The organism is Bernardetia sp. Wsw4-3y2 (assembly GCF_037126295.1).
Classification (GTDB): Bacteria; Bacteroidota; Bacteroidia; order Cytophagales; family Bernardetiaceae; genus Bernardetia.
In genome coordinates this window covers 2,214,132-2,238,845 of the sequence record NZ_CP147017.1, presented here as the reverse complement: position 1 = coordinate 2,238,845, position 24,714 = coordinate 2,214,132, and the positions used below count along the sequence as shown (strand labels likewise).

General features: G+C 31.0%; 21 protein-coding genes and 2 tRNA genes. 5 read left to right on the top strand and 18 right to left on the bottom strand.

Going from position 1 to position 24,714, the window contains the following annotated elements; all coding sequences use genetic code 11:
• Positions 1 to 79: 79 nt before the first annotated feature.
• From V9L05_RS09075 to V9L05_RS09065, 3 genes are all read right to left on the bottom strand, one after another.
• Complete coding sequence (locus tag V9L05_RS09075) at positions 80 to 724, bottom strand: HAD family phosphatase (protein WP_338815218.1); 645 nt, start codon at positions 722 to 724, stop codon at positions 80 to 82.
• 129 nt (positions 725 to 853) lie between these two features.
• Positions 854 to 928 (bottom strand) — tRNA-Val (locus V9L05_RS09070).
• Positions 929 to 981: 53 nt separating this feature from the next.
• A tRNA-Val gene (locus V9L05_RS09065) sits at positions 982 to 1,056 on the bottom strand.
• A 350-nt stretch (positions 1,057 to 1,406) separates the two neighbouring features.
• Here V9L05_RS09065 and V9L05_RS09060 point away from each other — a divergent pair.
• A complete protein-coding gene (locus tag V9L05_RS09060; protein WP_338815217.1) occupies positions 1,407 to 3,092 on the top strand; it encodes an Ig-like domain-containing domain in 1,686 nt (561 codons plus the stop codon).
• Positions 3,093 to 3,152: 60 nt separating this feature from the next.
• On the opposite strand, the gene ftsA is transcribed toward V9L05_RS09060, so the two are convergent.
• The 10 genes from ftsA to V9L05_RS09010 all read right to left on the bottom strand — a co-directional run bounded on the left by ftsA (position 3,153) and on the right by V9L05_RS09010 (position 13,766).
• Complete coding sequence (ftsA, locus tag V9L05_RS09055) at positions 3,153 to 4,496, bottom strand: cell division protein FtsA (RefSeq protein WP_338793598.1); 1,344 nt, start codon at positions 4,494 to 4,496, stop codon at positions 3,153 to 3,155.
• Between the two features lie 76 nt (positions 4,497 to 4,572).
• The gene (locus V9L05_RS09050; protein WP_338815216.1) at positions 4,573 to 5,343 is read right to left on the bottom strand and encodes a cell division protein FtsQ; all 771 of its coding nucleotides are present in this window, start codon (positions 5,341 to 5,343) and stop codon (positions 4,573 to 4,575) included.
• Positions 5,344 to 5,519: 176 nt separating this feature from the next.
• Entirely contained in the window at positions 5,520 to 6,119 is a 600-nt protein-coding gene (locus V9L05_RS09045) for an OmpH family outer membrane protein (RefSeq protein ID WP_338815215.1), read from the bottom strand.
• Positions 6,120 to 6,250: 131 nt separating this feature from the next.
• On the bottom strand, positions 6,251 to 6,772 hold the full coding sequence (locus V9L05_RS09040; protein ID WP_338793601.1) for an OmpH family outer membrane protein: 522 nt from the start codon (positions 6,770 to 6,772) through the stop codon (positions 6,251 to 6,253).
• Between the two features lie 67 nt (positions 6,773 to 6,839).
• Entirely contained in the window at positions 6,840 to 7,415 is a 576-nt protein-coding gene (locus tag V9L05_RS09035; RefSeq protein WP_338815214.1) for an OmpH family outer membrane protein, read from the bottom strand.
• A gap of 145 nt (positions 7,416 to 7,560) precedes the next feature.
• On the bottom strand, positions 7,561 to 7,923 hold the full coding sequence (locus tag V9L05_RS09030) for a four helix bundle protein (protein ID WP_338793603.1): 363 nt from the start codon (positions 7,921 to 7,923) through the stop codon (positions 7,561 to 7,563).
• Between the two features lie 101 nt (positions 7,924 to 8,024).
• Positions 8,025 to 10,652 (bottom strand): outer membrane protein assembly factor BamA, encoded by a 2,628-nt coding sequence (bamA, locus tag V9L05_RS09025; RefSeq protein WP_338815213.1) that lies wholly within the window; start codon positions 10,650 to 10,652, stop codon positions 8,025 to 8,027.
• Between the two features lie 75 nt (positions 10,653 to 10,727).
• A complete protein-coding gene (locus V9L05_RS09020; RefSeq protein ID WP_338815212.1) occupies positions 10,728 to 11,564 on the bottom strand; it encodes an isoprenyl transferase in 837 nt (278 codons plus the stop codon).
• Between the two features lie 396 nt (positions 11,565 to 11,960).
• Complete coding sequence (locus V9L05_RS09015) at positions 11,961 to 13,127, bottom strand: SpoIIE family protein phosphatase (protein ID WP_338815211.1); 1,167 nt, start codon at positions 13,125 to 13,127, stop codon at positions 11,961 to 11,963.
• 189 nt (positions 13,128 to 13,316) lie between these two features.
• Entirely contained in the window at positions 13,317 to 13,766 is a 450-nt protein-coding gene (locus V9L05_RS09010; protein ID WP_338815210.1) for an OmpA family protein, read from the bottom strand.
• Positions 13,767 to 13,810: 44 nt separating this feature from the next.
• On the opposite strand from V9L05_RS09010, the gene V9L05_RS09005 reads away from it, so the two are divergent.
• The 3 genes from V9L05_RS09005 to V9L05_RS08995 are packed head-to-tail and all read left to right on the top strand — an operon-like array spanning position 13,811 to position 15,649.
• Positions 13,811 to 14,407 carry a Crp/Fnr family transcriptional regulator gene (locus V9L05_RS09005; protein WP_338793608.1) on the top strand — a complete coding sequence of 199 codons (597 nt, stop codon included), beginning with the start codon at positions 13,811 to 13,813 and terminating at the stop codon, positions 14,405 to 14,407.
• A gap of 55 nt (positions 14,408 to 14,462) precedes the next feature.
• Entirely contained in the window at positions 14,463 to 14,912 is a 450-nt protein-coding gene (locus V9L05_RS09000) for a DMT family transporter (RefSeq protein ID WP_338815209.1), read from the top strand.
• A gap of 2 nt (positions 14,913 to 14,914) precedes the next feature.
• Positions 14,915 to 15,649 (top strand): GNAT family N-acetyltransferase, encoded by a 735-nt coding sequence (locus tag V9L05_RS08995; protein WP_338815208.1) that lies wholly within the window; start codon positions 14,915 to 14,917, stop codon positions 15,647 to 15,649.
• 73 nt (positions 15,650 to 15,722) lie between these two features.
• Here V9L05_RS08995 and V9L05_RS08990 read toward each other — a convergent pair whose 3' ends face one another.
• From V9L05_RS08990 to V9L05_RS08975, 4 genes are all read right to left on the bottom strand, one after another.
• Positions 15,723 to 17,522 carry a M14 family zinc carboxypeptidase gene (locus V9L05_RS08990; protein ID WP_338793611.1) on the bottom strand — a complete coding sequence of 600 codons (1,800 nt, stop codon included), beginning with the start codon at positions 17,520 to 17,522 and terminating at the stop codon, positions 15,723 to 15,725.
• A 593-nt stretch (positions 17,523 to 18,115) separates the two neighbouring features.
• The gene (locus V9L05_RS08985; protein WP_338793618.1) at positions 18,116 to 19,681 is read right to left on the bottom strand and encodes an Rne/Rng family ribonuclease; all 1,566 of its coding nucleotides are present in this window, start codon (positions 19,679 to 19,681) and stop codon (positions 18,116 to 18,118) included.
• 745 nt (positions 19,682 to 20,426) lie between these two features.
• Positions 20,427 to 21,365, bottom strand: coding sequence for a tetratricopeptide repeat protein (locus V9L05_RS08980; RefSeq protein WP_338815207.1), 939 nt, complete (start codon positions 21,363 to 21,365; stop codon positions 20,427 to 20,429).
• A 164-nt stretch (positions 21,366 to 21,529) separates the two neighbouring features.
• A complete protein-coding gene (locus V9L05_RS08975) occupies positions 21,530 to 21,868 on the bottom strand; it encodes an HU family DNA-binding protein (protein ID WP_338793620.1) in 339 nt (112 codons plus the stop codon).
• Positions 21,869 to 22,772: 904 nt separating this feature from the next.
• Between V9L05_RS08975 and V9L05_RS08970 the strand changes: the two genes are divergently transcribed.
• Positions 22,773 to 23,393, top strand: a complete 621-nt coding sequence (locus V9L05_RS08970) for a chemotaxis protein (protein ID WP_338815206.1) — start codon at positions 22,773 to 22,775, stop codon at positions 23,391 to 23,393.
• 12 nt (positions 23,394 to 23,405) lie between these two features.
• Here the strand turns inward: V9L05_RS08970 and thrC are convergent, their stop codons facing one another.
• Positions 23,406 to 24,713 carry a threonine synthase gene (gene thrC, locus V9L05_RS08965; protein WP_338815205.1) on the bottom strand — a complete coding sequence of 436 codons (1,308 nt, stop codon included), beginning with the start codon at positions 24,711 to 24,713 and terminating at the stop codon, positions 23,406 to 23,408.
• Position 24,714: the final 1 nt, after the last annotated feature.

Below are 24,714 nucleotides of genomic sequence, written 5' to 3'. Positions count from 1 at the left end.
TCCCAACAACGGCTTTTCTATCTAAAAGTGAAATATCCTTTATCAAAAAAATGATGAAGGATATTTTTTTATGTCAAGTTTAATTCAAATCTAAAATAGAATGCGTAGAAACTTCCAAATGATACGCATTCAGACCTGTCAAGAGTGCGCCTTCAATATGTTGTGGACTATCATCTATAAAAAGTGTCTTTTGAGGATTCAAGTTATTTTCTTGAATTACAAAATCAAAAATTTCTCTGTTTGGTTTTCGCATTCTGACCAAATGAGAAAAATAAGCCTTTTCGAAAAGCGACTCTAGTCCTTCCATTTGATGAGATTCTAAAACAATTTTATCGAAAGCTGTTTTATGAATTTCATTTGTATTACTCAACAAAAAAATACGTTTTTCTTTTCCAATTTTTTGTAAAAGCTCTATTCTTTCTTTGGGAATATCCAAAAGCATAGCATTCCAAGCAGTAATAATTTCTTGATGAGAAATTTCTTTAGAAGATAAATTTTTCATAGATTCTACAAACTGTTCTTCAGAAATATCTCCTGTTTCCAATCTATTAAAAATCTCTGTCTGTCCTTGCTTTGAATACATTTCTGAAAAATCAGTTCCAAAAAGTCTTTTAAATTCTTCTTCTGTTTTTTTATAATTCAGATTAATGATTACTCCTCCCAAATCAAAAATAATAGCTTCGTAATCATCTAGTTTTGGTAGTTTTGGAATTTTTACCGACATAATTTTTTAAAGTTGATTTTGAAAAAATAAATTCACAAACAAAATTAGACATAAAAAAAAGGTTTTAAAAAATAATCAAGTGAATAATCTTGAGTAGTTTTTTAAAACCTTTCTAATTTTCTTAAAATGTGGGCCCAATAGGATTCGAACCTATGACCCTCTGCGTGTAAGGCAGATGCTCTGAACCAGCTGAGCTATAGGCCCATTTTAATTTTCTCAATAGTATAGAATAAATAAAAATAACTTTCTAAAAAATGTGGGCCCAATAGGATTCGAACCTATGACCCTCTGCGTGTAAGGCAGATGCTCTGAACCAGCTGAGCTATAGGCCCATTTTTTAGCTTTTGCTATTTTCTCTTTATTTTTAGATAAACTTGTCTTTACTTTTAAGACTTGTTTACCCGAATTGAGAATGCAAAGGTAGCCACAAAACTAATATGAGTCAAGTATTTTATTAAAAAAAATGATTTATTTTTGAATTATTTTTCACAAATCTCATAACTTGTTCATTATCAGTGTTTAATATCATTTTTATTTTCTTATTTTTTTCTCTTTAGAGTTTTTACTTATTTTTAATCGTCTTTAATTTTCAGAAATACTGTTCTTGCTAAACGAATTTAGTAATTTTGAAGAATTATTCAGCTACAACTTTTTATTCTGACATTATTCGATTAGTTAATATATGAAATTCAATCATTTCGTTTGCCCTTTTACTTATCTGTTGGCTTCTATTACGTTTATTTTTTTCTTAGCTGCATGTGCAAGCCAAAGTATGCCCACAGGAGGCTTGAAGGATATTACACCTCCAAAACTTATTTCTACGTATCCAAATGACCAATCGACTAATTTTAATGGCGATATGATTATTTTGGATTTTGATGAAGATATTACAACACAAAAGTTACAAGAAGAGTTACAAATTTCGCCTTTTATAGAGGGTACATATAAATCAACTGTCAAAAGAAATCGTCTGACTTTAAAGTTTGATAAACCTTTTGCAGAAAATACAACTTATACATTTTCTTTTGGAAAAGGAGTAGTTGATTTTAATGAAAAAAATGTTCCTAAAAATATCAAACTTGCTTTCAGCACAGGAGATAAAATAGATTCTTTACTCATTACAGGAACAGTTTCAAGTCTTATGAGAGGAAATAAGCTAGAAAACGCCATGGTAGGACTATATGCCTATAATGATAGTGAAGCAGATTCTTTTGATATTGATAACCGTCGTCCTCTTTATTTTTCTTTGACTGATTCGATGGGAAGATATGCTATTGAAAATATAAAAGCTGGAAAGTATAAAGTTTATGCTTTGGTAGAACCTAAGGACAAAAGAGATTACATTTATAACAAAAATACTGAATTGATTGGGTTTTATGAAGAGCCTTTGCAAATAAAATCAAGCTATTCAGGAGTTGATTTTAAAGTAATACGCTATGATATTTTACCTTTTAAATTGTCAGGTGCAAGGCAACGAGCACAGTATTTTGAAATCAAATTTAATAAGAATGTAGCTGATTATACCATTGAATATCAAGATGAAGGAAAAGACGCTGATTATGATACCTTATTTTATCCTGTTTTACAAGACGAATATATCAATTTTTATAATCGAAATATGAATACAGAAGATTCTATTTCTGCTCTCATGTCTTTTACAGATTCGATTGGAAATAGAATTGATACAACTCTGACTGTTCAGTTTGGCACAGTTAGAAAACCTCGTGAATCACCTTTTACTTTCCGAGAAGATCCTCCCTCAAACACTCCTATTATTCCTACAGAAGGACTTAATTTGAGATTTCTATTTAGTAAGCCTATCCTAACTATGCAGTATGATAGTATTGTAATAGGTTTTAAGGGAGATAGCACAGGAAACCGAACCACAGCAGCAGATTGGAAGTTTAATAAAAACAGAACTGAAATTTCATTTATCAAATCAATAGAACTTTCTACTGAAAAAGAAAAAGCATTTCAATTACAAATTCGTTCAAATACTTTTGTTTCAGTAGAAAATGATACCCTAAAAGACAATAAAAATTTAGAATATACGCAGGGAAAATTATCTGATTATGGTGTAATTAGTGGCGAAGTTTTAGGTAAATATGACAATTTTATCATTGAAGTAATTGATGCTAAAGGAAATGTAGAACAGACACTTCAAAACATAAGAAAATATAGGTTTGAAAATTTATTACCTGGAAAAAAGACTATACGAGTGCTTGTTGATACAAATGCAAATGGAAAATGGGATAACGGAGATTTTAAAGAACGTACTATACCTGAACCTGTTCTAACCCTAACAAGAGAATTAGAACTCAAGGCGAACTGGGAACTGGAAGATATAAATATAGATTTGGGTTACTAATTTAATTTCAATCAAAAAAAACAGACTTAAAGTAAAGTTTAAGTCTGTTTTTTATTTTTATTAATAGGTGCTTTTATCATCAAAATCATCAATGAGAAGTTCTTTTGTCTTTTTTAAGATATTTGCAAAAAATCCTCCTGCTACTTTCTCAGGTTGTTTTTTTACTTCTTGTCCTTGGCTATTAATTTCATAACCTGTTGTTGGTGTTTGGCTTATCTGATCATAATTTCTTTGATAAACATCTCTGTCATCTAATGTTCTAAAACCTGCCAAAACTAAGCCTACACCTGTTGCATACATTGGGTTTTTGACAGAATCAGACTGACTTCTTCCTAAATATTCGTTTGGATAACCAATACGAACATCTAAGCCTGTTTTGTACTCAAAAAGTTCTTTCAAATACTGTAAAAGCGAACCTCCACCAGTAAGAACAATTCCACCAGCCAATCGATTTTTGTAACCCGAACGAACGATTTCACTATAAACAAGTTCTACAATTTCTTCCATTCTCGCCTCAATAATATAAGACAGATTTTTGATAGAAATTTCTTTTGAAGAACGATTGCGAAGTCCTGGGATAGAAACTACTTCATTATCAGGTGCATCTTTAGCCAAACAACGACCAAATTTTACTTTTAATAATTCTGCTTGATTTTGCATTACAGCACAACCTTGTTTGATATCCGAAGTAATAATGTTTCCACCAAATGGAATAACGGAAGTATGACGAATAATTCCATCAATAAAAATAGCCAAATCAGTAGTTCCTCCACCAATATCAACAATAGCAACCCCCGCTTCTTTTTCTTCTTCACTCAAAACAGAAAGTGCAGATGCCAACGGTTCAAGAATCAGATTTTCAATTTCTAAACCTGCTCGCTGAACACATTTTTTGATGTTTCGAATCGCATTTGTTTGAGCTGTAATGATATGAAAATCAGCTTCTAGCTTTACGCCAGCCATTCCGACAGGGTCTTTTATATTTGGCTCATAATCAACAGTATAATGTTGAGGCATAACATGAATAATATCTGTTCCTGCTTCAGTTACGATGCGATACATATCATTTGTAAGACGATTTACATCAGAAGGAGTAATTTCACCATCTTTTGAACTTCTTGTAATTCCTCCATGATGCACCGAACTTTTGATATGCTTTCCTGCAATTCCTACGTTTACGATACGCAAATTTACGCCTGAATTACGTTCAGCTTCTTCCACAGCTTGCGTAATGGCTGCAACCGTTTTATTAATGTTGCTAATAATTCCTTCTTTTACACCTTCGGAAACAGCTTGTCCTACGCCTAATACTTCTAGTTTGTCGTATTCATTCATTCTGCCTACGATAACACAAATTTTTGTTGTTCCGATGTCTAATCCTGCTACTATTCTTTGATTTTGCATACGTCTTTATATAAAAATGAATGTCTTGTTTTTATGAAAACGATTGACATCATTAATTGATTTTATATTTTAAAGTTTATTTACAGACAATCTGATTGTCGTATCTAACACTTACCATTTGATAACTTCCCCATCCTTTTATTGGAATAATTTTATCATAAAACGTTTTCAAACGAGTAAGTTTATCTTCCATATTTCTAGCTGAGCCTAACTCAATGAGCTGTTCGCCCACTTGTGGATAAGCTATCAAATTTCCTTTACTATCTCTTTCTAGTTGTGTAATCTGAGCTTTCCAAAATGTTCTTTTATCTATTTCTTTGAGAGCGTTTATAAATAATTTTCCATCTGGAGTTCTCCAAAAAGCAGTATCCAAAAGCTCTGTATCATTACTTTTCTGACTAGAAAGTAACATAACTCGTGCTGTGAAATTAGTAGAAAGAGGAATTAGTTTTCCTGATTCGGTAATATAAGCACCATTTGCTGAGTTTTTGTTCAAAATTCGTGCAAGTGGTTTGAGTTCTTCTACTTCTATATGTAAAATTCCTTTTGAATCTACGGCTACTTGACAACTGGCTACAAAGTTATTAGTTTTTATGGAGTTTTCAATTTTTTCGGTATCTATCTCTTTAACTTTGAGGTTGTTTACATCAATTTTTGCATCCTGACGAACCAATTTTAATATTTCTACTTCTGTCAAAAAATGAGAAGTATCTTGAGGATTTTGTGCTGCATTGCGTACCAAAATATGGACACTATCTATCATTTGCCCACGTTGATATACTTCTGTTGCTGCAATAGTAACAAGAATAACTAAAACAAATAAGATTATTTTTACAGATATTTTCATGATTTTAAATATAACATAAATTTTCTACAACTCCACTTAAACCTATAAGGTTTTGAAAACTGTATAGGTTTGTATATTAATCAAATAAAGCTATCGTATTTCTATCAAAAAAGCAAAAAACCTTATTCTTTTTCAGAATAAGGTTTTTGTCTGATTAATAAAAATCAATTTTAATCTTAGTTTTGAGCAGCTTTTTCAGCAGCTATTGCTTCTGCTTCTAATTTAGCATTTGCAGCTTCTAACTGTTCTGCTGTCATTTTTACGCCTAATTTATTCAAAACCAAAAGAGTTACGTCAATTTTATCAGCAGAAAACAAAAAGTTATCTTGTCCCATTCCGTCTTGACTACTCAAAATAAATGTATAGCCATTCTCTTTTCCTACTTCTTCAATAGCAGTTTTTACTTTTTGAAGGATTGGAGTTTGTAATGCAGATTGCATCTTTTGAAGCTCTTGAGTGTATAGATCACGCTCTTGTGCAATTTCTTGTTGCATTTTTTGTAAGTCTCTTGCACGAGTTTCTAAAAGAACAGGAATTGCATTTGGGTCTTGACGATCAACTTCAAACTTTTTTACTTTAGCTTCAAACTCTTTTTGTTTCTCCATAAGCGTATTTGTAAGAGCAGTTTCAGTCTTTTTGAGTGAGTCTTGCGCTTTCATATAAGCAGGAACGTGAGGCAAAATCAAATAAGCACTTGTATAACCAATTTTTATATCTTGTGCTTGCACTGAAGCAACGAACACAAATAAAGTGAGTAAAAGGAATATCTTTTTCATCGTTTGTTTTATGATAAATGAATTATATAGATTTTATGATTTTCCTCTATTATTAGTAGGCTTTCATAAAAATAATTCTGCAAAGGTAAGTAATTAATTAAATTTAATTGTTGTGAGAATTCAGAAGTTGATTAAAGTCCTAATTTTTTGACAACTAGGTCAGTAATGTCTGTTCCTTCTGCTGAATACAAAATATAGGCAGTATTTGTACCATCTAATTCATTCAAAATAAGAACATAGTTATTTTCCTTTCCTACTTCTTTAATCGCTTCACGGATTTTGGCATAGATAGGAAAAAGTAAGTCATTTTGTTTTTTATTAAAACGCTCTTCTGCTTGCTTCTGTTGATCTTCAAATTTTGCAAACAACTCTTGAAGTTCTTGTTGTGCAGCAGCTTGTTGTTGTTCGTTTGTTACCGTTTTTTTCAATTCTTCTTGTCTTGCCTGTAATTTTTGATATTCTCCTTGCAAATTTTTCTGAATTACTTTTTGTAATCCTTCTAATTCTGAACTAGAGGCTTTGTATTCAGGCATCATACTAGCTACCGAATCTACTTGTACATAACCAATTTTAAGGTTTTGAGCTGTTGCTTGTGTATTTTGGAATACTACAAAAGCAAATAAAAGACTTAGAGATAAAATTATTTTTCTCATAATTTTGATATAATTTGTTTTAAGTGAGTTTGAAGGGAAATTTATTTTTATTGTTGTAATTACTTGTTTATCCTTTATCAATAGAAATATTAGGGTCTTGTATTCCTAATTCTTCTAAGACAAAATCAGTAAAGTTATAAGTATCGTCATAGAAAAGCATGTGTAAGTCACTTGCTTTATCAAACATAAAATGAAGCTTCTTTTGTAAGGAAACAATACGAACAGCCTCCATTATTTTGTCTTGAATTGGACGAATAAGTTCACGTCTTTTCTTAAAAAGCATTCCGTTTGCACCAAAGATACTTTCTCGGTAAGCAATCAAATCGCCTTCTTTTTTCTGAACTTCTTTTTGTTTTTCGACATACATTTCTTCTGTCAGAAGCACTCTTTCAGCTTCCAATTTTGTGCGACTATCCAATATTTCTTGTTCTTTCTTGGCTAGTTCGGCTTTCCATTGCTTTGTCATTTCTTCAAGCTCTGTATTGGCTTGTGAATATTCGGGCAAACGCTCTAATATTTTTTGAGAATCAATAAAACCAAAACGCTGTGCAGAAGCTGTATTAAAGCTACTCAAAGCAAATAATCCTACTAAAAAAAGAGTAGAAAAAGTAAAAGCGATATTTTTTTTAAAAGGGATTTTCATCATATATAAGTATAAAATTCAAAATCATTGCCAAGTTTTTTACAGTTACCAGTAATCAGTTAATAGTAACCAGTTAATACGTATATTTTAACAATTACTAAGATAAATTGACTGTTTTAGTTTATAGTCATTAGAAATTGACTGGTCACTGTTTATTGATTCTTGTTGTTTTTAAGATAGCAAATAGCATTTTAGAAATTTCTTCTGCATCGATTATCATACTTTCGAATATTTTGATGTCTATATAGCCTGTATCTTTCAAAAGATTGAGCCAATATTTAGTTTCTAAACATTCTTTATAAGCAATACTCATTTTTGCAGAAAAATCATTATCAGAAATTGCACCGTTTGCCTCTGCTATATTTGCACCTATGGAAGTTCCACATCGAACGAGTTGATTTGATAAGTTATATTCTCGCTTATCATTCTGTAAAAACTGAAATGCTTTTACAATACGAATAGCAAAAAGATACGCCTTATCATAAACCAAACTCTTGCCTTTTTCCATAAGCTCTTTTTTTCATTTAATAATTCAATTCCAAAAGTAATTAATTCTGTATTAGAAATTGACTGGTTACTGATAATTGGTAACTGATTACTGGTAACTGTTTAACGAATCATTTGTCCAATAGTAAAGTGGAATTGCGCTCCATTTGCATTTGGATTTCCAGGTATTTGGTCAAAACCATACGCCCAGTCAATACCTAAGAGACCAAAAGCAGGCATAAAGATACGTGCGCCAACTCCTGCCGAACGTTTCAAATCAAAAGGTTGAAAAGTCTTAAAGCTACTCCAGTTGTTTCCACCTTCTGCAAAAGCAAGTACAAAAATAGAAGCAGCTTGATTAAGAGTAACAGGATAACGCAGTTCCATTACAAATTTATTATAAGCTACACCACCTTCACTTCTAGAATCACTCGGAACAACTGAATTATCTTCATAACCTCTCAGTCCTACAATATCAGAACCTAAAAGTAAGTTACCAAATCCTAAACCAGAACCACCTAAAATAAAGCGTTCGAAAGGACTAATAGGAACTTTTTTATTATATGAACCAATAAAGCCCATGTGTGACCTTGCACTAAATACCAAATCACCCACAATTGGTGTGTACCACGAATTATCAAACATCCATTTGTGATATTCTACAAATTTAAAAATTTCTGAATCTTCTGCTGTTTCATAATTTATATTTCTAAAGGAAGAAAAAGGAGGTGTAAGTCCTACACTAAGTGAAATACTTGCTCCATTACGAGGATAAATTGGACTATCTACACTTGAACGTGACAGAGTAGTATTGAAAACTATACTATTAAAACTACCATCAGTAATATTTCTAAAATTAGCTCTTGTATAGTTATTTAGACCATAACGCAGATACGCCAATGAATTACTAAGTGTAAAATAGTTATCAGGAACTCTTAAACGACGACCTAATGCAAGTGTAATACCTGAAACTTGAAAGTTACCTGTGCTTTCTCTAGTAAGACTACTAATCTGATTCTGAACTGAATGTTGTAAGCTAACAGAGAATGAGTTTGGTTTTTTACCTCCTAACCAAGGTTCTGTAAAAGAGAATGAATAAGTTTGAAACTGACGTCCACTTGCTTGAAAACGTAAAGAAACTTGTTGTCCATCTCCTTGTGGAAGTGGTGACCACGAACTAAAGTCTAATAAACGACTAGAAGAAAAGTTGTTAAAGGTAAGTCCTAGTGTTCCGATAAAGCCAATTGCTCCACCTCCCCAACCACCAGAAAGTTCGATTTGGTCATTTGGTTTTTCTTCTACTGAATAATGAATATCTACAGTTCCGTCGGCTACATTTGGAATTGGGTTGATTCCGATTGTTTCTGCATCAAAATAGCCTAACTGAGAAAGTTGTTGTTGTGTACGAAGAAGTGCTGAACGACTAAATTTCTGACCTGGTAATGTATAAACTTCTCTCAGAATAACATGATCTCTTGTACGAGTGTTTCCTGTAACAATTACTTTGCTGATTGTAGCTTGGTCGCCTTCATAGATTCTCATTTCAATATCAATTGAATCATTATCTACTCTAACTTCAATTGGTTGAACATTGAAGAATAAATAACCATCATCCATGTAAAGAGAAGTAATATCCAAACCTGTAGGATTATAAGACATACGTTTTTGTAAATCTTCTGGGTTATAAACATCTCCTTTACGAACACCTAGAACAGAATTTAAAAGAGTATCAGAATGAATATAATTGCCTGACCAAGTAATGTTTCTGTAGTGGTACTTATTTCCTTCATTGACAGTCATTTTTATTTTTACTCCGTCTTCTACTGTTTTGACAGTATCTGAAATAATATAAGCATCTCTATATCCTTCTTTATTATAATAAGCAATAAGGCTTTTCTTATCATTTTTGAATTCACTAGGAATAAATTTGGAAGACCTAAATATATTCAAAGGTGAATATTCTTTTGTTTTCTTGAGTTTACGTTTGAGCTTTTTATCTGTAATTGCTGCATTTCCTTCAATTTCAATGTCTTGTATTCTTACTTTTTTGCCTTTGTTTACATCAATCTCTAAACGAACACTGTTTGCTAAAGTAGTATCTTTTTTCTGAACAATATTAACTTCTACATTTCTAAATCCTTTTTGAATGTAATGTTGTTTGATAGCTACTTCTGTATTTTTGAGAATAACATTATTGACAATACGTCCACGAACAAGTGTTACTTTGTCTTTTAATGTGCTTTTTTGACCTTTAGGTATTCCTGTAAACTCAAAGCGAGAAAGTCTAGGTCTTTCTGTTAAGATAAGTTTTAAAAATACTTTTTCAGCTTCAATTTTGTCTACTTCTATACTAACATCTCCTAAAAGTCCTTGTTTCCAAAGTTTGCGAATAGCAAGTCCAATATCTTCTCCTGGAAGTTTTATTTTATCTCCAATACGCAACCCTGTAAGTGAAATAAGTGCATTTGGGTCAAGATAACTAGCTCCTTTTACACTAATTCCTCCAATGGTATATTCTTTTGGGTTAGCATAATCAAAATCTTTTGTAGAGGTAGTTTCAAATCCTCCCAAACCTTTAAAAGGAGTTGTTTGAGCAAAAACAGATACAGAACTGTTCAAAAATAAAGAAGAGATAAGAAGAAAAAAAACAAAACTAATTGAGTATTTATTTTTTATAGAATGCAATGAATTATATGAATACATAAAGTCGTATGAAGATAGTGAATGAGTAGAATAGCGTAGCTTTTTCATAAATGTAGTTACTACAAACTTTTTATTTTTTAGAGCTAATTTGATATTTGACTATTATTATTTATTGTGTTATTTTTATGTGTTTGATTTGTCTTCGAATTGTTCGCTTGTCTTGCCGAAACGTCTTTCTCTATTTTGATAACTGAGGAGCGTTTCAAATAAATGTATTTTTCTGAAATCAGGCCAAAGAACATCTAGAAAAGCAAGTTCAGAATAGGCAAGTTGCCAAAGTAAGAAATTACTAATTCTCATCTCACCACTTGTACGAATAAGAAGTTCTGGATCAGGAATAGAAGCTGTATAAAGATGATTTGCAATTAAATCCTCATCTATTTGACTTGATTTAATTTCTCCTTGTTCTATTTTCTTAGCAATTTTTTGAATAGCCGTTTTCATTTCTGTACGTCCACTATAACTCAAAGCAAGTGTCAAAACTAGTCTATCATTGTGTGCTGTTTTGGCAATAGATTCATCAAGCTGAATTTGGCATTTATTAGGAAGAGATTCTAGTTCACCTATTGCTCCCAATTTCACACCTTTTTCACTCAACTCTTTTACTTCACTTCGCAATGTTGAAACTAAAAGCTGCATCAATCCGTTTATTTCATCTTCAGGACGCTGCCAGTTTTCAGTAGAAAATGTGTAGAGAGTTAGGTATTTTACGCCCATTTCCACACAGCCTTCTATTGCTTCTCTGACTGCTTTGACAGCATTTTTGTGTCCAAATATTCTAGAAAAACCTCTTTGTTTTGCCCATCTTCCGTTTCCATCCATGATAAGAGCAACGTGAGAAGGCATACGATTTTTATCCAATAATTCTTGTACTTCTTCTTTTGTACGAGAAGATATTGGAACAAATGCTGTAAAGTTTTCTATCTTTTTTGAAGTGTTTTCTTTTTTAGCTGATTTCATAGTTTAACTTCCCTTTTTGCTTTCCTTTTGGTTATTATAACCACTTTTAAATGTCTAGTTACAGATTACTTTTGTAACAAAACTATACTACTTGTAGTTTAGTCAGATTTAAGACATTATAATTTGGGGCGCAAGTTACAAAAAGATTCACCAAATTCAGTTTTCTATTTTCTCAAAACCTTCAAAAAGGCATATTAATTAGTAAAATTATTGAAGTTCTTGACTAAGAAGACAAAAACTTACCTAATTGTTAGAAAGACGAGAGCAAGTAAAGAAGTGTGGCAATTGGAATAAATTTACTGTCTTAAAAAATGTAAATAGATAAAACGAAGAGTTAGGATAAATTATTACTTTCGAAATATATTTCTGTAGATAAGGTATGATTTATACACATTATTACTTTATTTTAATTCCTACCACCACTACATCATCTGTTTGTGAAGTTTGGTATTTCCATGTTTCAAAGGCAGATTTTATTTCTTTATGTATTTGACTCATTGATTCAGAAGGATTTTCGTTTAGAAGTTGACGAAAACGTTTACTTCCAAATTTTTTATCATTTTTTCCTCCAAACTGATCAGGGTAGCCATCAGAGAATAAGTAAAAATGACTCCCTTTTTGATATTCTAAAGTATTGAGTGTAAATATTTTTTCTTTCTTTCTTCTCTCTCCTCCTAGTGCAGCACGACTTCCTTTAATCACTTGAATAGTTTCATCCATAGGACTTCTATAATAAAGAGGACGATTTGCACCTGCGTAATATAATTTTTTATCTGATTCATTCACAACTAAAATAGATGCATCCATTCCTTCTCTTACTTTTATACTTCTATCTGAAGATGAAGAGGATGTAAATGCTTCTGTAATGCCTTCATTAAGAGCTTCTAAAATTTCGTTAGGCATTACAATTTTTTCTTTTTCTATTATTCTTTCTAACAAAAAGTAACCTACAATTGTCATGATTGCTCCTGGTACGCCGTGCCCTGTACAATCTGCTGCAATTATTATTTTATACTCTTTGTTTTCTAGAGTAACACTTCTGAACCAATAAAAATCACCACTAATAATATCTTTTGCCTTATAGAAAATAAATACTTCATCAAAAGCAGCTTGCAAGTTTGAGAGGTCTGGAAGAAGAGCAAGTTGCAACCTTTCAGCAGTACGAACACTTGCTTGTATATCAGAAAAAAGTTTTTCTACTTGTACACGTTGGTCTTTTATTTTATCACTTTGCGCTTGTAGCTCGTGCGAATACTGTGTAACAATTTGATTTTGTTGTAATAATTCTTCATTATATGTTTCTACATCTTGTCTTACTTCAGTTACTTCATCAAGATTACGTCCTGCAAATCCAAAAGCTATTCCTAAAAAAATAGGCGCACTATCTATTATAAAATGAAGTGGATTTAGATGATGAATACTTACAAAACTCTCAGCACTAAAAGGCAAGCCTTTGAGAAATAAGGTATCAAAGAGTAAGGAAAAAACAGGAAAACAAAAGCCGAATGCTATACCAAATAAAGAATATTTAAAAGTATACGATTTTCTAGAATATACAGGCATTTAATAGTAAAAGGGATAAATTAATTTTAGCAGACGAGGTGCTTAAACATTTACTTAGAAGAATTTAATCCTAAATTCTAAAACAAATAGATTTAACAATATACGTTTTTTTTTTGAAAAACCTTTATATAAAAACTGAATAATTCTATGTTTTAATTAAACTATTTTACCAACCTATTTTTTATTTTTTCAAAGGAGTATAACTTCTACTAAACCATTTGTAATCTCAACTTTTTCCTCTTTACATTCATTGCAATCTTGGCAATCTTTAAAAAGAAATCTTCCATACCCTTTTGCAAAAAGTCTATTTTCATCTATTCCTTTTTCTCTTAAAAACTGTTTTAGTTGTCTAGCTCTTCTTTCAGTAAGTGCTAAATTATATCTTTCGCTCCCTCTACAAATTGAATAAGCTGCAATCTCTATTTTCAATTCTTGATGTTTCTTTAAAAAGAAATATAAACTATCTACTATTTCTATACTTCTCTTTTGATAAGTTTCTCCAGTTCCATATATCAAATCCAAAGTTTTAGTTTGTCCTTTGTAAAATTTTTCATCGTCATAACTAAATGAAGCAGGGTGCGTTTGATTTGATGAACTAAGAATTAATCCAAAGAATAAAATTATAAATGGTATTTTCATAAGGTAAAATTAATTTATTTTGCAAAAATTATGATTCAATAACTATGAAGTTAACAGACGAACATTTCCAATTTTTGAAAAAATTTATTTTGCAGTATTATCCTGCAAGTGATGAATCTATTGCATTACTTGAGTCTAATGCAAATATTGAATATATACATAAAAAAGATTTTTTGCTTACTATTGGACAAACAGCCAAAACACTTTATCTGTTGTACAGTGGAAGTATTATAGCTTATTTTATTTGCGAAGACGGAAAAGCCTATCATAAAAACATCTTTTTAGAGGGAAATTTTGTGGGTTCGACAGTATCAATGCTCACCAATAAACCTTCTGAATTTAGCTTAGAAGCAATTGAGAATTGTACAGTAATTAGCTTTGATTATAATGAATATAGAAAATTGATAGCAAAAGATATTGACCTAAAAAACTTTTACATTGCATATCTTGAAAAAAACTGGGTAATAGATAAAGAAAAACGTGAAATTGATATAATAACAAAAGATGCCAAAACAAGGTATTTAGAGTTTTTGGAACAACATCCCAATATTGAAAAAAGAGTTCCTCTTCATTATATAGCCTCAAATCTTGGAATTACTCCCACACAACTCAGTCGTATTCGAAATGAGTTAAAAAAATAATTTCCTCTCAACCTATGTAAAGGCAAAGCATAAATCTATCGCTTAATTTTGGGATATGAAATTATTACTCTTATATCTATTAGCCTTTACAGGTGGTGTTTTTTTAGCCATTCAAGCTGGTTTCAATTCTCAACTAGGCAGTTTATTAAAGCAACCTGTTTTAGCTGTGATTGCTACCTCAATAAGTAGTGCTTTTTTTGGAAGTCTATTTATTTTTTCTATGACAAAAGATAGGATAACATTTAATCTAATTTATCAAATACCTTGGTATTTATGGTTTATTGGTGGACTTTTTAGCTTCGTTGGGATTTCCTTGTATTTTTATACAATTCCTAGATTAGGTGTTTCTAAAATGATTGTTGCTGGACTTTGTGGACAACTTCTTTTCTCTTTACTTGCTGGGCATTTTGGGTGGCTCAATCTACCATTAGAACCTATCACAACCAAAAGAATAATAGGCATTTTAGTGATAATAACTGGAATTGTTTTAATTAACGACAAATAATAATGAATACAATACAAGCAAATATCACTAACCTAACTTCTCTTTGGACAACAACAAGCAGTATTTTTAAAACCTATGATGTTCAGCATAACATTAGTTATGGTTATATCCAAAATTCTCAATGGCCCAATAAAATTTGGTTAAATAATGACGCTGAACTTAAATCAGAAGATTTATCTAAAATATCAGAGTTGATAAATCTTAACTCATCAATGCTTATATTTTCTTATTTTGATACAAATGGAGATAAGAACAATGATTTGATTACAAGGAATGGTTTTATAAAAAGAGGAGTTCAGTATGGAATGAATTTATACCTCAATGATTTATTTGAAGTATTAACACCATTGATATTGAAAAAAGTAACTAATTCTGTAGATGCAAAAACTTGGTCTACCACATTTGAGCAATGTTTTGGTTATCTTATAAGCGAGAAAACTATTAACAAAACCTATCACAAAATAAATTATTTTACTGTTTACTCTCAAGACGAGTTGGTAGGCACAGTGTTATTACATTTTACAGAAAAGGTAGTTGGAATACACAGTTTAGGAATATTGCCTACTAAGAGAGGAAAAGGATTTGCAAATCAAATTATGTCTCAAGTTCTTAATGAATCTATTCGTTTAGGAATGGATTTGGCAACTTTGCAAGCCTCCTCAATGGCAAAAAAAATGTACCAAAGAATAGGTTTCTCAGAAGATTTTTTGGTGCAACATTATCAATTAGAAAAATAATAAAGGCTACAAATCAAAACTAGCACACAGAATGCTTTATCTGTGTGCTAGAAAATTAGATAAAAATCAAAAATTATCCTCCTATTCTAAAGATAGGGTATTTTAAATGTGTTTTTTCATAATGTATAGAATGTTGATAAATAAACTCTAATTGCAAATATGCACTTTTTGCCAACTCTTCATCGTTTGCTTTTTTATCTTCTAGCTCTTTTCTCAGGGCAGGATTTTCTTCCAAAATTTGAGCTGCAATATCTTCAAAAACATAAGGCGAAAAATGTTCTTTTTGCTGCAAGATTCCATCAAAGAAATTCCATGCAAAAAATGAATCTTTCCCTTGTGGCTCTAACATTTCGAAAATATATCGATTAGCTGCTTGATTCATTTTGACCAAGACATATTTTTGTTCTGGATAGCGTAGAGCTTCTCCAAATGTCATTATCTCTTTCGAAAGCTCAACATCATAATGCACATAATGACTTTCATAAGCTGATTGAGAGGTTTTATATTCTTTGATAGAATAAACACCTACTTTATGGTCTTTGTGCTGCTCGTTGATTAAAGTATCTATTTCTACTTCATTCCATTTCAAACGCTCCAAAACTTCGGTATAAGCAAGTGGAATCAAATATCCCTTCGGTACATCAATTTTTAAAGAGGGTTTAAAAGCATCATAATAGTTTACTTCTTTCTCATAAGGTTTTGAAGTATCGTATTTCATTCTATCCAAACCTGAAACTTTACTTTTTTCTGTTGAAGATTCATAGCCTTTAAAATTTAATATTCGATGTCTTTCTTTGTCCAATTCCCAATTTAAAACAAATTCTTTCTGCGTTTTGACTTCTTTTTGGTCTTCTGCCTTTATTTTTTGAAGTTCTGTTCCATTAGTTTGAACGTATTTTAAAAGTTCTTCCATAAAAATAGAAGTTGCTTTTACTCGTTTGTTGTAAGGCTTCAACATGTGCGTTTCGGTCAGCATTGAAAAGGTTTGAAAAAGAGCTGCATAGCCAGTCGAATAACGAGGTGAATCCATAAAACCTTCCCACCCATTTATAGGGTCATAACCAAAAACATTTACATACGGAGTCATTTCTTCATTACGACTAATCATCGCTTTTTCTAAAGCTGGGGTGAAATTTTTATTCAAAAACTCTCCCATTTTTCCTCCTAATTTATCAGCTTGAGTGGCTAAGTGTGTCATTGTATATTGATAATCTGCCCCATTCGAAACATGATTTTCAAGATAAACTAAAGGCTGCCACTTTTGAAACATTTTGGTAAAACTCTCTGCATTTTTGGAATCACATTTTACAAAATCACGATTTAAGTCTAAATTTTTGACATTGCCACGAAAACCATATTCTTCTGCTCCATTTTGATTGGCTCTTGTTGTTGAGTTTCTTGTTAATGCACCACTCACATTATAAAATGGAATAGCTACCAAAACGATATTCTTATACTGATTTCTAACTTCTTCTTTTGTACACAAATCTCTCAAAAGTAGTAGAGTTGCATCAATTCCATCTGATTCTCCTGGATGAATTCCATTATTTATAAAAACAACAAACTTAGTTGATTTCTCTGCTTCTGAAAGTGGACTAAATTTTCCATTTACCTCAAAAATAATTTCGTGCAAAGGTTCACCACTATCAGTCATTCCAAACGCATTGACTTGCAAAAATTGAGGATAAGCAGCTGATAATTCATTCAAAAATTCAATTCCCTCTTTATAAGTAACTGTCTGATTTTTATTTGTGTCAAAAGGAATGGAAAAGTCATTCTTCGCTGAAGATATTGTTTTTTGAGCCATAGAACAAGATGAAAATAGAAACGTAGAGAATACTAAAGTAGAAAAGAGTAAAGGTATTTTTTTCATAAAAACAGAAATGAAGGGTAAAAAATGAAATTAAGTCTTCAAATTACAGTTTTTTGGAGAATAGAAAGCATTTTTTAAAGTTCTTTTTATAAAAATTAATATCAAAAACTGAATATTTTAATTTGTAGCTCTCATTCCCCACCCTAAATTTCAAAAAAGTAGTATTTAAATAAATTATAATTATAGCAATAATTAACTGTATTTTTTACACAATTGGGGGGTATAAATAGCATCAATCATTTTTACCATTTTGAAAAATGATTTGTAACAATTTTTAAAATTCATATTTAATATTAAAATAATACATTTTTATTTAAATTAAAAAAAACAAAAAAGGATGAGAAATGATAGATTACTCTAAAACACTACATTAGGATAGGAAAATTTTATCAAAAAAAAACCTTAGCCGTTCCGTTGGCTAAGGTTTTTCTTGCTTTTGCACAAAAGGAGAGGGAAATATTCTCTTTTGTTAAGTCTTTTGTAGTTCTCTAAGTAGGTGACAATTAAATGTCTTTTTTTATATAAATGAAAGTGAATAAATAGAATTAATACAACTATTCAATCAACTTTGTAAGTTTTCTGTTAAAATGGGATTATCCCATTTCTATTTCTTCTCCATTGGCATTATAAAAATGATGCTGTGTGAGAGCTAAAGAAGAATCTTTTACTAATGTTACCCATTTGTAATATTTAAAAAACCATTTCATACGTTCGGAAATAAATCCTGCTGTAAAAAAAGCATATAAATAAGGATGTAAAGCAATAGTAACTTTCTTCTCATTTTGTTTGCCTAAGATATAGTCTAGCTTGTGTGTAATAGCTTCAGCTACACCAATAGATGCCGAAATTTTGCCTGTTCCGTTACACGAAGGACAAATTTCTCTAGTTGCAATGTTTAGTTCGGGACGCACACGCTGACGTGTAATTTGCATCAATCCAAACTTAGAAAGTGGTAAAATAGTAAATTTGGAACGATCGGTTTGCATGACTTTTTTCATGTGGTCATACAAGGCACGACGATTCTCTAATTTTCGCATATCTATAAAGTCAATCACAATAATTCCTCCCATATCACGAAGTTGCAACTGACGTGCAACCTCTGCTCCAGCCTCCATATTGACTTTAAGTGCAGTAGTTTCTTGGTCGTTTTCTGAGGACGATTTGTTACCACTATTTACATCTACAACGTGCAGAGCTTCTGTATGTTCGATAACCAAATATCCACCACTTGGCAAACTTACTGTTTTTCCAAATAGCAATTTGAGTTGTCTTTCGATACCAAAGGTTTCAAAAATTTTGCCTCTTCCGTTATACATCTTTACGATGCGTTCTTTATCAGGGGCAATTTTATGAATATATTCCTTTATAGTATCAAATGTACTTGCGTCATCTACTGTAATGCTATCAAAACTCTCATTTAAGAGGTCTCTGAGCATAGAAGTTGCTTTGCTAATTTCTCCAATTACTTTATCTCTAGGCTTTGCCTTAGCAAGATTTGCCATTCCTCCACGCCATTTATCAGAAAGTGTACTCATGTCTCTGTCGAGTTCTGCTACATCTTTTCCTTCTGCAACTGTCCGTACAATTACTCCAAAACCTTCTGGTTTGATAGAATCTATAAGACGTTGAAGACGACGGCGTTCGGTTTTGCTAGTAATTTTACGAGAAATAAGAACACGTTCATCAAAAGGAACTAACACCAAATATCTACCAGCTAATGAAAGCTGACACGACAAACGAGGTCCTTTTGTTGAAATTGGTTCTTTAACTACTTGTACCAAAACAAGCTGATTTGGCTTCAAAACATCACCCATTTTACCGAGTTTATCTATTGGCTTTTCAAGCTGGAAGTTGGTAAACTTGTAGTCTTGCTGTCCGTTTTTTGGATTATTACTACGTACTTGCTTCGTATATTTTATCAAAGAACTTACATTTGGACCTAAATCCAAATAATGCAAAAACGCATCTTTTTCATATCCAATGTCTATGAAAGCTGCATTCATGCCTGGAACAATACGTCTTACTGTTCCTAAATACATATCTCCTACTGAAAACTGATGATTTCCCTCATCGTGATGAAACTCTACTAAGTTTCTATCTTGCAAAAGCGCAATTCGCCCTCCTTCAGGAGTGGCATTAATTACTAATTCGTTACTCACATTCGTAATTCGATTAGTTGAATAATTTATCTAAACTAACCTGCGCTTTAACTCGGTTAGGAAGATTCTTTGCTTCGTTTATGGCTAGGCATAAAGAATGCAAATTTTGTAGCAGACAATCCAATACAGTTGTTTTGCTTGTCTTAAATAGTATTGATAAGAGTTTAATAATCTATCTCAAAAATACATCAGAAAGTGTTTGCTACATTTTGCCACAAACGCTTTTCAATACCAAAAGCAGAAACTTTCAGAAACAGATAGAATCTGTTTATTAAAGTGTCTGCTTTTGTAAAGAGTGTCAATTATTTTTTCTTATGACGATTTTTACGAAGACGTTTTTTACGTTTGTGAGTAGCAATCTTGTGTCTTTTACGTTTTTTTCCGCAAGGCATAATGTTTTGATTTAAATGATTAAAATTTTATAAAAATGATTTTGAAATATAATTACTAATAAATGACTGTATTAGAAAAAACACAATCCAATTTATTATATAAGTCAAATAAAGTATAAGGTTGATTTAGTGAATTTTGCCGTTTTTCAAAAGAATTGAAATCTAAATCACAAAAGGCTTTTTTTGAGTAAAAATTTGAAACAAAATATACTCAAAAATTGTAAGGAAACCAATTTTAATTGATTTTAATTACTCTACACCTAATTTTGGCAAATATACCATAAATAGTGCAAAAATCATACAATTAATAAAAAAATAGTAAGTTTTACACAATTTGTCAGTTTATTTCACGTTTAGAGTCCTTTTAAATACTCTTTAGCTGCTTCTTTCAAAGCTGGGTCAGTTGCATTATCAAAGACAAACTCTAATTGTTTTCTAGCTTTTTCTTTTGCTCCTGTTTCTTTGTAGCTTACTCCCAAATACAAATGAGCCGAGACATCATCGGACTTGAGTTCTACTAATCTCTCAAAACGAGTAACAGCTTTGTCATACTGCCCAGACTGTACAGAAAGTAATCCTAAATTCTCAATCGCCTTGGTATGATTTGGGTCTTGCTCTACAATTTCTCTAAGCATTGCAATTCCCTTCATCGGATTAGGAGTTGTTACATAGGTCATTGCAAGTTGTGCCTTTGCATCTGTATTTTTTGGATTTTCCTTCAAAACTAACTCATAATACTTCCTTGCTTTTTCAGAGGCTGCACTTGCTTTTGTTGGATCAATAGCAAAAACAGAGGCTTCATAATAGGCATCAGCAGCAGCAAGATTATGCCCCAAAGTTGGATTTTCTTCTGCTTCAATAGCCAAATAATAGGCAGCACTATCAAATAAACTAATTTTTTTGAGATTTTCAATAAAGTTCTCTAAGGCTTGATGTTTATCGTTATGACTTACATTTTTCGTATTAGAAACTTCAAAATAAAGAGTACGAGCTGAGTTTAATAATTCTTTATCTTCTTCTGAAACAGTCATCATGTGCTGTGCAGTAGCATTTTGAGTTTCTTCATTTGATTCTGAATTACTATGGTCATGTCCGTCGTCTTCACTATGTCCATCAGGAATAGTATTTTCCTGACTAAATTCTTGATTGAGAGAAGAAGAAGCCGAAACAACACCTTTATCACGATTTGCAGAAGTATCAGAATCATTTTTTACAACCCCTTTGGGTAAAAAAGCCAAAAGAGCTGTTAGTCCAACTCCTGCTGCGATAAGTGAATACTGTTTGATTTGCATAACTTGAAAACAATGGTAAATGATTAATGATGAATGGTAAATTATGAAGACAATACATTAAATATATTTTTATTAAAATAGGTTTTATTAAAAAATATACTTCAATATTAAACTATGACTTAATGAAATTTCATAATTTACCATTTATAATTCATAATTGCAATTTAAGCTGTTGCTTTCATTCTTCTATCAGATTCTTCTAATTCTACTTCTGCAAGTAGTTTTTCGCTAGTTTTTACAGCTTCTACAAATGTTTTGGCTGGTTTGAAACTAGGAACAAAGTGAGGTTCGATAACCATTGGTTTTTTGGCTGCAATATCACGAGCTACTTTTCTAGCTCTTTTTTTATTGACAAAACTTCCGAATCCACGAACATAAATGTTCTCTCCCTCTGCCATGTTGTCTTTTACTACATTAAAAAATTCTTCTACGATATTTTGAACGTCGAATTTATCTTTTTCGGTGCGGTTAGCAATTTCTGCAATAAGATCTGCTTTAGTCACTGTGGTTGTTTTTTTTAGGTTAAAAGAATGAATTTTAAATAAAATTGATGCTGAGTTTGATGTATCAAAACCAGTTTATCAAAAATAAAATTCAATAAGTATGATAACAAAAATCAAAATAATAGATAGAATATTCTATCTAACTCTAATTTTTATATAGAATTTGGTAAAATATTTAGTAAAATAGCTTACTAACTAAACTATTTGTATAAACACTTTCCCAATTATATTCAATTGATATTTAGTTGTTTGTGTTCCAAATAAGGATAAAATAGCAAAATCAAATAAGTAAGAAAAATCTATATATAACCAAACAAACTATTGTAAAAAATATCAAACTCAGAATATAAAATCATGTAATAAGATTTCTGCGTATATTCTAATTTTAAAATTCTATTTCACAGTCCATTTTTGACTATTATTTTTTTATCTTTTTTGAGGTTATAGTTTAATAAATTAACTTTTATTTGATAATATACCAAAACTAATCACTTCATTGTCAGATTGTTGTCAATCCTTTTGGGAGTGCAAAGGTACTTTTGTAATTTGTATTTAGCAAGTAAAATTCTATTAAAAATTTGATTTTATAGTAAGGTCACTTCTTGAATTAAATTATTTTCAAGAGAAATCCTGTTGTTTATCTATTTTTTTTACAAGTTTTGAATCATTTTTAGCTGCAAAAATAGTTTGAAAGTCATCTTTCTAATTCCCAAACGCTAAATTACTGAAAATGAATGAATTAGCAAGTTTTTTTTATTAAAAAATAATATAACAGGAGTTGTTGTTTCTAGTTTATTTAAAATTGAATGAAACAAAATGATAATTGATAGTATTACTATAAACTTTTTAGTAAATGTAGAGTTATGAGTTTCTAAAGGTTCATCTCATAAAAAAAGGTTTGATTATGAAAAATACTGTCAAGAAAATAATGTGGATAACTGGAATATTATTTATTTTTTTATTGGTCTTAGCCACTAACCTAATAGATAGAGACCATATTAAAGGCATCAGAGGTTCTGTTTCTACCATGTATAAAGATAGATTGATTGTAAAAAACTTGATTTATAACATTTCTAACCTTACACAAGAAAAAAGGATTGCTTTTTTACTTTCAGATTCTAATTTTTATTCTACAAAAAATGCTGCTATAAACGACTCTATTTATACTTTAATTGATAAATTTTCAAAGACTCAACTTACTTCAAACGAAACACATTACTTAGAAAGGTTGTATAACAATTTTAAAGATGTGGAAATATTAGAAAACCAATCCTTAAATAATAAAGATATTTTGCAAGATAAAGAGTGGAGAAATACCATGGAAACAAAGTTATTACGACTCAGAAATAACCTTAACTATTTATCTGATATACAAATTAATGAAGGAAAAAGAGAGTTAGCTAGAGTAAACAGAGCCTTTAATACAATAGATTTATTTACCAATATAGAAATTGCTTTTCTTGTTCTAATTGGTATTATTACTCTTTTAATTGTACTTTATCCTACAAAACAAGAAAAACAATAGTTTGATTAGAGTTTAATTTTTTGTTAGAAATTCTTTCAAATCATCAAATTTAGAAGACAGAGAAACAACTTCTTTATCTTTCCTCAATACTTCTTCCAAAAAAGGAGGCATTTCTAATTCGACATCCAAAATGGTTTGTTTAACTACTTCATAGTACTTGGCTGGATGAGCTGTAGCAAGAAAAATTCCTACTTCACTTTCTGGTGTAAGATAGTTTTTGAGTGCAGCATAAGCAACTGTAGAATGAGGATCTGCCAAATAATTATAACCTTCATAAAGATCCTTGAGGGTATTTTTTGTTCTTCGGTCAGTTAGTCTATAGCCTGCAATATCTGCCGAAAAGCGAGTATAAGAATGATTGTATAGAGTCAGTAAACGTCTAAAATTAACTGGATTGCCTGTATCCATCGAACTAGAAATAGTACGAACAGCAGGACGAGGTTCAAAACTTCCATTGAGTAAATACTGTGGAACAACATCATTTATATTCGTTGCAGCAATAAAACGACTGATTCGAAGCCCCATTTTTTTTGCAATAATTCCTGCTGTTATGTTTCCAAAGTTACCACTTGGGACTGAAAAAATAGCTGTTCGTTTTTCGCCTTTCAACTGAGCAACAGCCCAAAAATAATATACACATTGTGGTAAAAGACGAGCAATATTATAAGAATTAGCGGTTGTAAGTTGTATTTTTTTATTGAGTTCTTTATTTGCAATGGCTTCTTTAACAAGCCTTTGACAATCTTCAAAAGTTCCATCAATTTCCAAAGCTATAATATTTTTGCCCCATGTATTGAGTTGTTTTTCTTGCAATAAACTCAATTTGTTTTTTGGATAAAGAATACAAAGTTTTATACCTTCTTTTTCGAAAAATGCACTTGCTGCTGCACTTCCTGTATCGCCTGTTGTGGCTACTAAAACAGTTATTTCTTCTTTATCTTTGTTTTTTGCTAGAAAATAACTCATTAATTCTGCCATAAAACGCATTCCTATATCTTTGAAAGAAAGGGTGCTGCCATGAAAAAGCTCTAATGAATACACTTCTTTTTCATAAATTTCTACTAATGGAATTTCAAAATCAAATGTCTTTTCAATTATTTCTTCTAAATCTTGTTCAGGGATTTCATTTCCAAATAAATTCAAACAGATTTTCAAACAAATCTCTTTAAAAGAAAAAGTATGAAGATTCAATAAAAATTCTTTTGGTAAAAGATTTATTGTTTCAGGCATCAAAAGACCTCCATTTGAGCTAAAAGTTTGGAATAAGGCTTCACTTAGTGAACCGACCTGTGCATCTCCGTTTGTACTAGAATAATTCATT

Bases quoted from the DNA above. Each gene is read 5' to 3' on its own strand.
- V9L05_RS09075 (WP_338815218.1), bottom strand. From the start codon at position 724: ATGTCGGTAAAAATTCCAAAACTACCAAAACTAGATGATTACGAAGCT.
- V9L05_RS09060 (WP_338815217.1), top strand. From the start codon at position 1,407: ATGAAATTCAATCATTTCGTTTGCCCTTTTACTTATCTGTTGGCTTCT.
- ftsA (WP_338793598.1), bottom strand. From the start codon at position 4,496: ATGCAAAATCAAAGAATAGTAGCAGGATTAGACATCGGAACAACAAAA.
- V9L05_RS09050 (WP_338815216.1), bottom strand. From the start codon at position 5,343: ATGAAAATATCTGTAAAAATAATCTTATTTGTTTTAGTTATTCTTGTT.
- V9L05_RS09045 (WP_338815215.1), bottom strand. From the start codon at position 6,119: ATGAAAAAGATATTCCTTTTACTCACTTTATTTGTGTTCGTTGCTTCA.
- V9L05_RS09040 (WP_338793601.1), bottom strand. From the start codon at position 6,772: ATGAGAAAAATAATTTTATCTCTAAGTCTTTTATTTGCTTTTGTAGTA.
- V9L05_RS09035 (WP_338815214.1), bottom strand. From the start codon at position 7,415: ATGAAAATCCCTTTTAAAAAAAATATCGCTTTTACTTTTTCTACTCTT.
- V9L05_RS09030 (WP_338793603.1), bottom strand. From the start codon at position 7,923: ATGGAAAAAGGCAAGAGTTTGGTTTATGATAAGGCGTATCTTTTTGCT.
- bamA (WP_338815213.1), bottom strand. From the start codon at position 10,652: ATGAAAAAGCTACGCTATTCTACTCATTCACTATCTTCATACGACTTT.
- V9L05_RS09020 (WP_338815212.1), bottom strand. From the start codon at position 11,564: ATGAAATCAGCTAAAAAAGAAAACACTTCAAAAAAGATAGAAAACTTT.
- V9L05_RS09015 (WP_338815211.1), bottom strand. From the start codon at position 13,127: ATGCCTGTATATTCTAGAAAATCGTATACTTTTAAATATTCTTTATTT.
- V9L05_RS09010 (WP_338815210.1), bottom strand. From the start codon at position 13,766: ATGAAAATACCATTTATAATTTTATTCTTTGGATTAATTCTTAGTTCA.
- V9L05_RS09005 (WP_338793608.1), top strand. From the start codon at position 13,811: ATGAAGTTAACAGACGAACATTTCCAATTTTTGAAAAAATTTATTTTG.
- V9L05_RS09000 (WP_338815209.1), top strand. From the start codon at position 14,463: ATGAAATTATTACTCTTATATCTATTAGCCTTTACAGGTGGTGTTTTT.
- V9L05_RS08995 (WP_338815208.1), top strand. From the start codon at position 14,915: ATGAATACAATACAAGCAAATATCACTAACCTAACTTCTCTTTGGACA.
- V9L05_RS08990 (WP_338793611.1), bottom strand. From the start codon at position 17,522: ATGAAAAAAATACCTTTACTCTTTTCTACTTTAGTATTCTCTACGTTT.
- V9L05_RS08980 (WP_338815207.1), bottom strand. From the start codon at position 21,365: ATGCAAATCAAACAGTATTCACTTATCGCAGCAGGAGTTGGACTAACA.
- V9L05_RS08970 (WP_338815206.1), top strand. From the start codon at position 22,773: ATGAAAAATACTGTCAAGAAAATAATGTGGATAACTGGAATATTATTT.
- thrC (WP_338815205.1), bottom strand. From the start codon at position 24,713: ATGAATTATTCTAGTACAAACGGAGATGCACAGGTCGGTTCACTAAGT.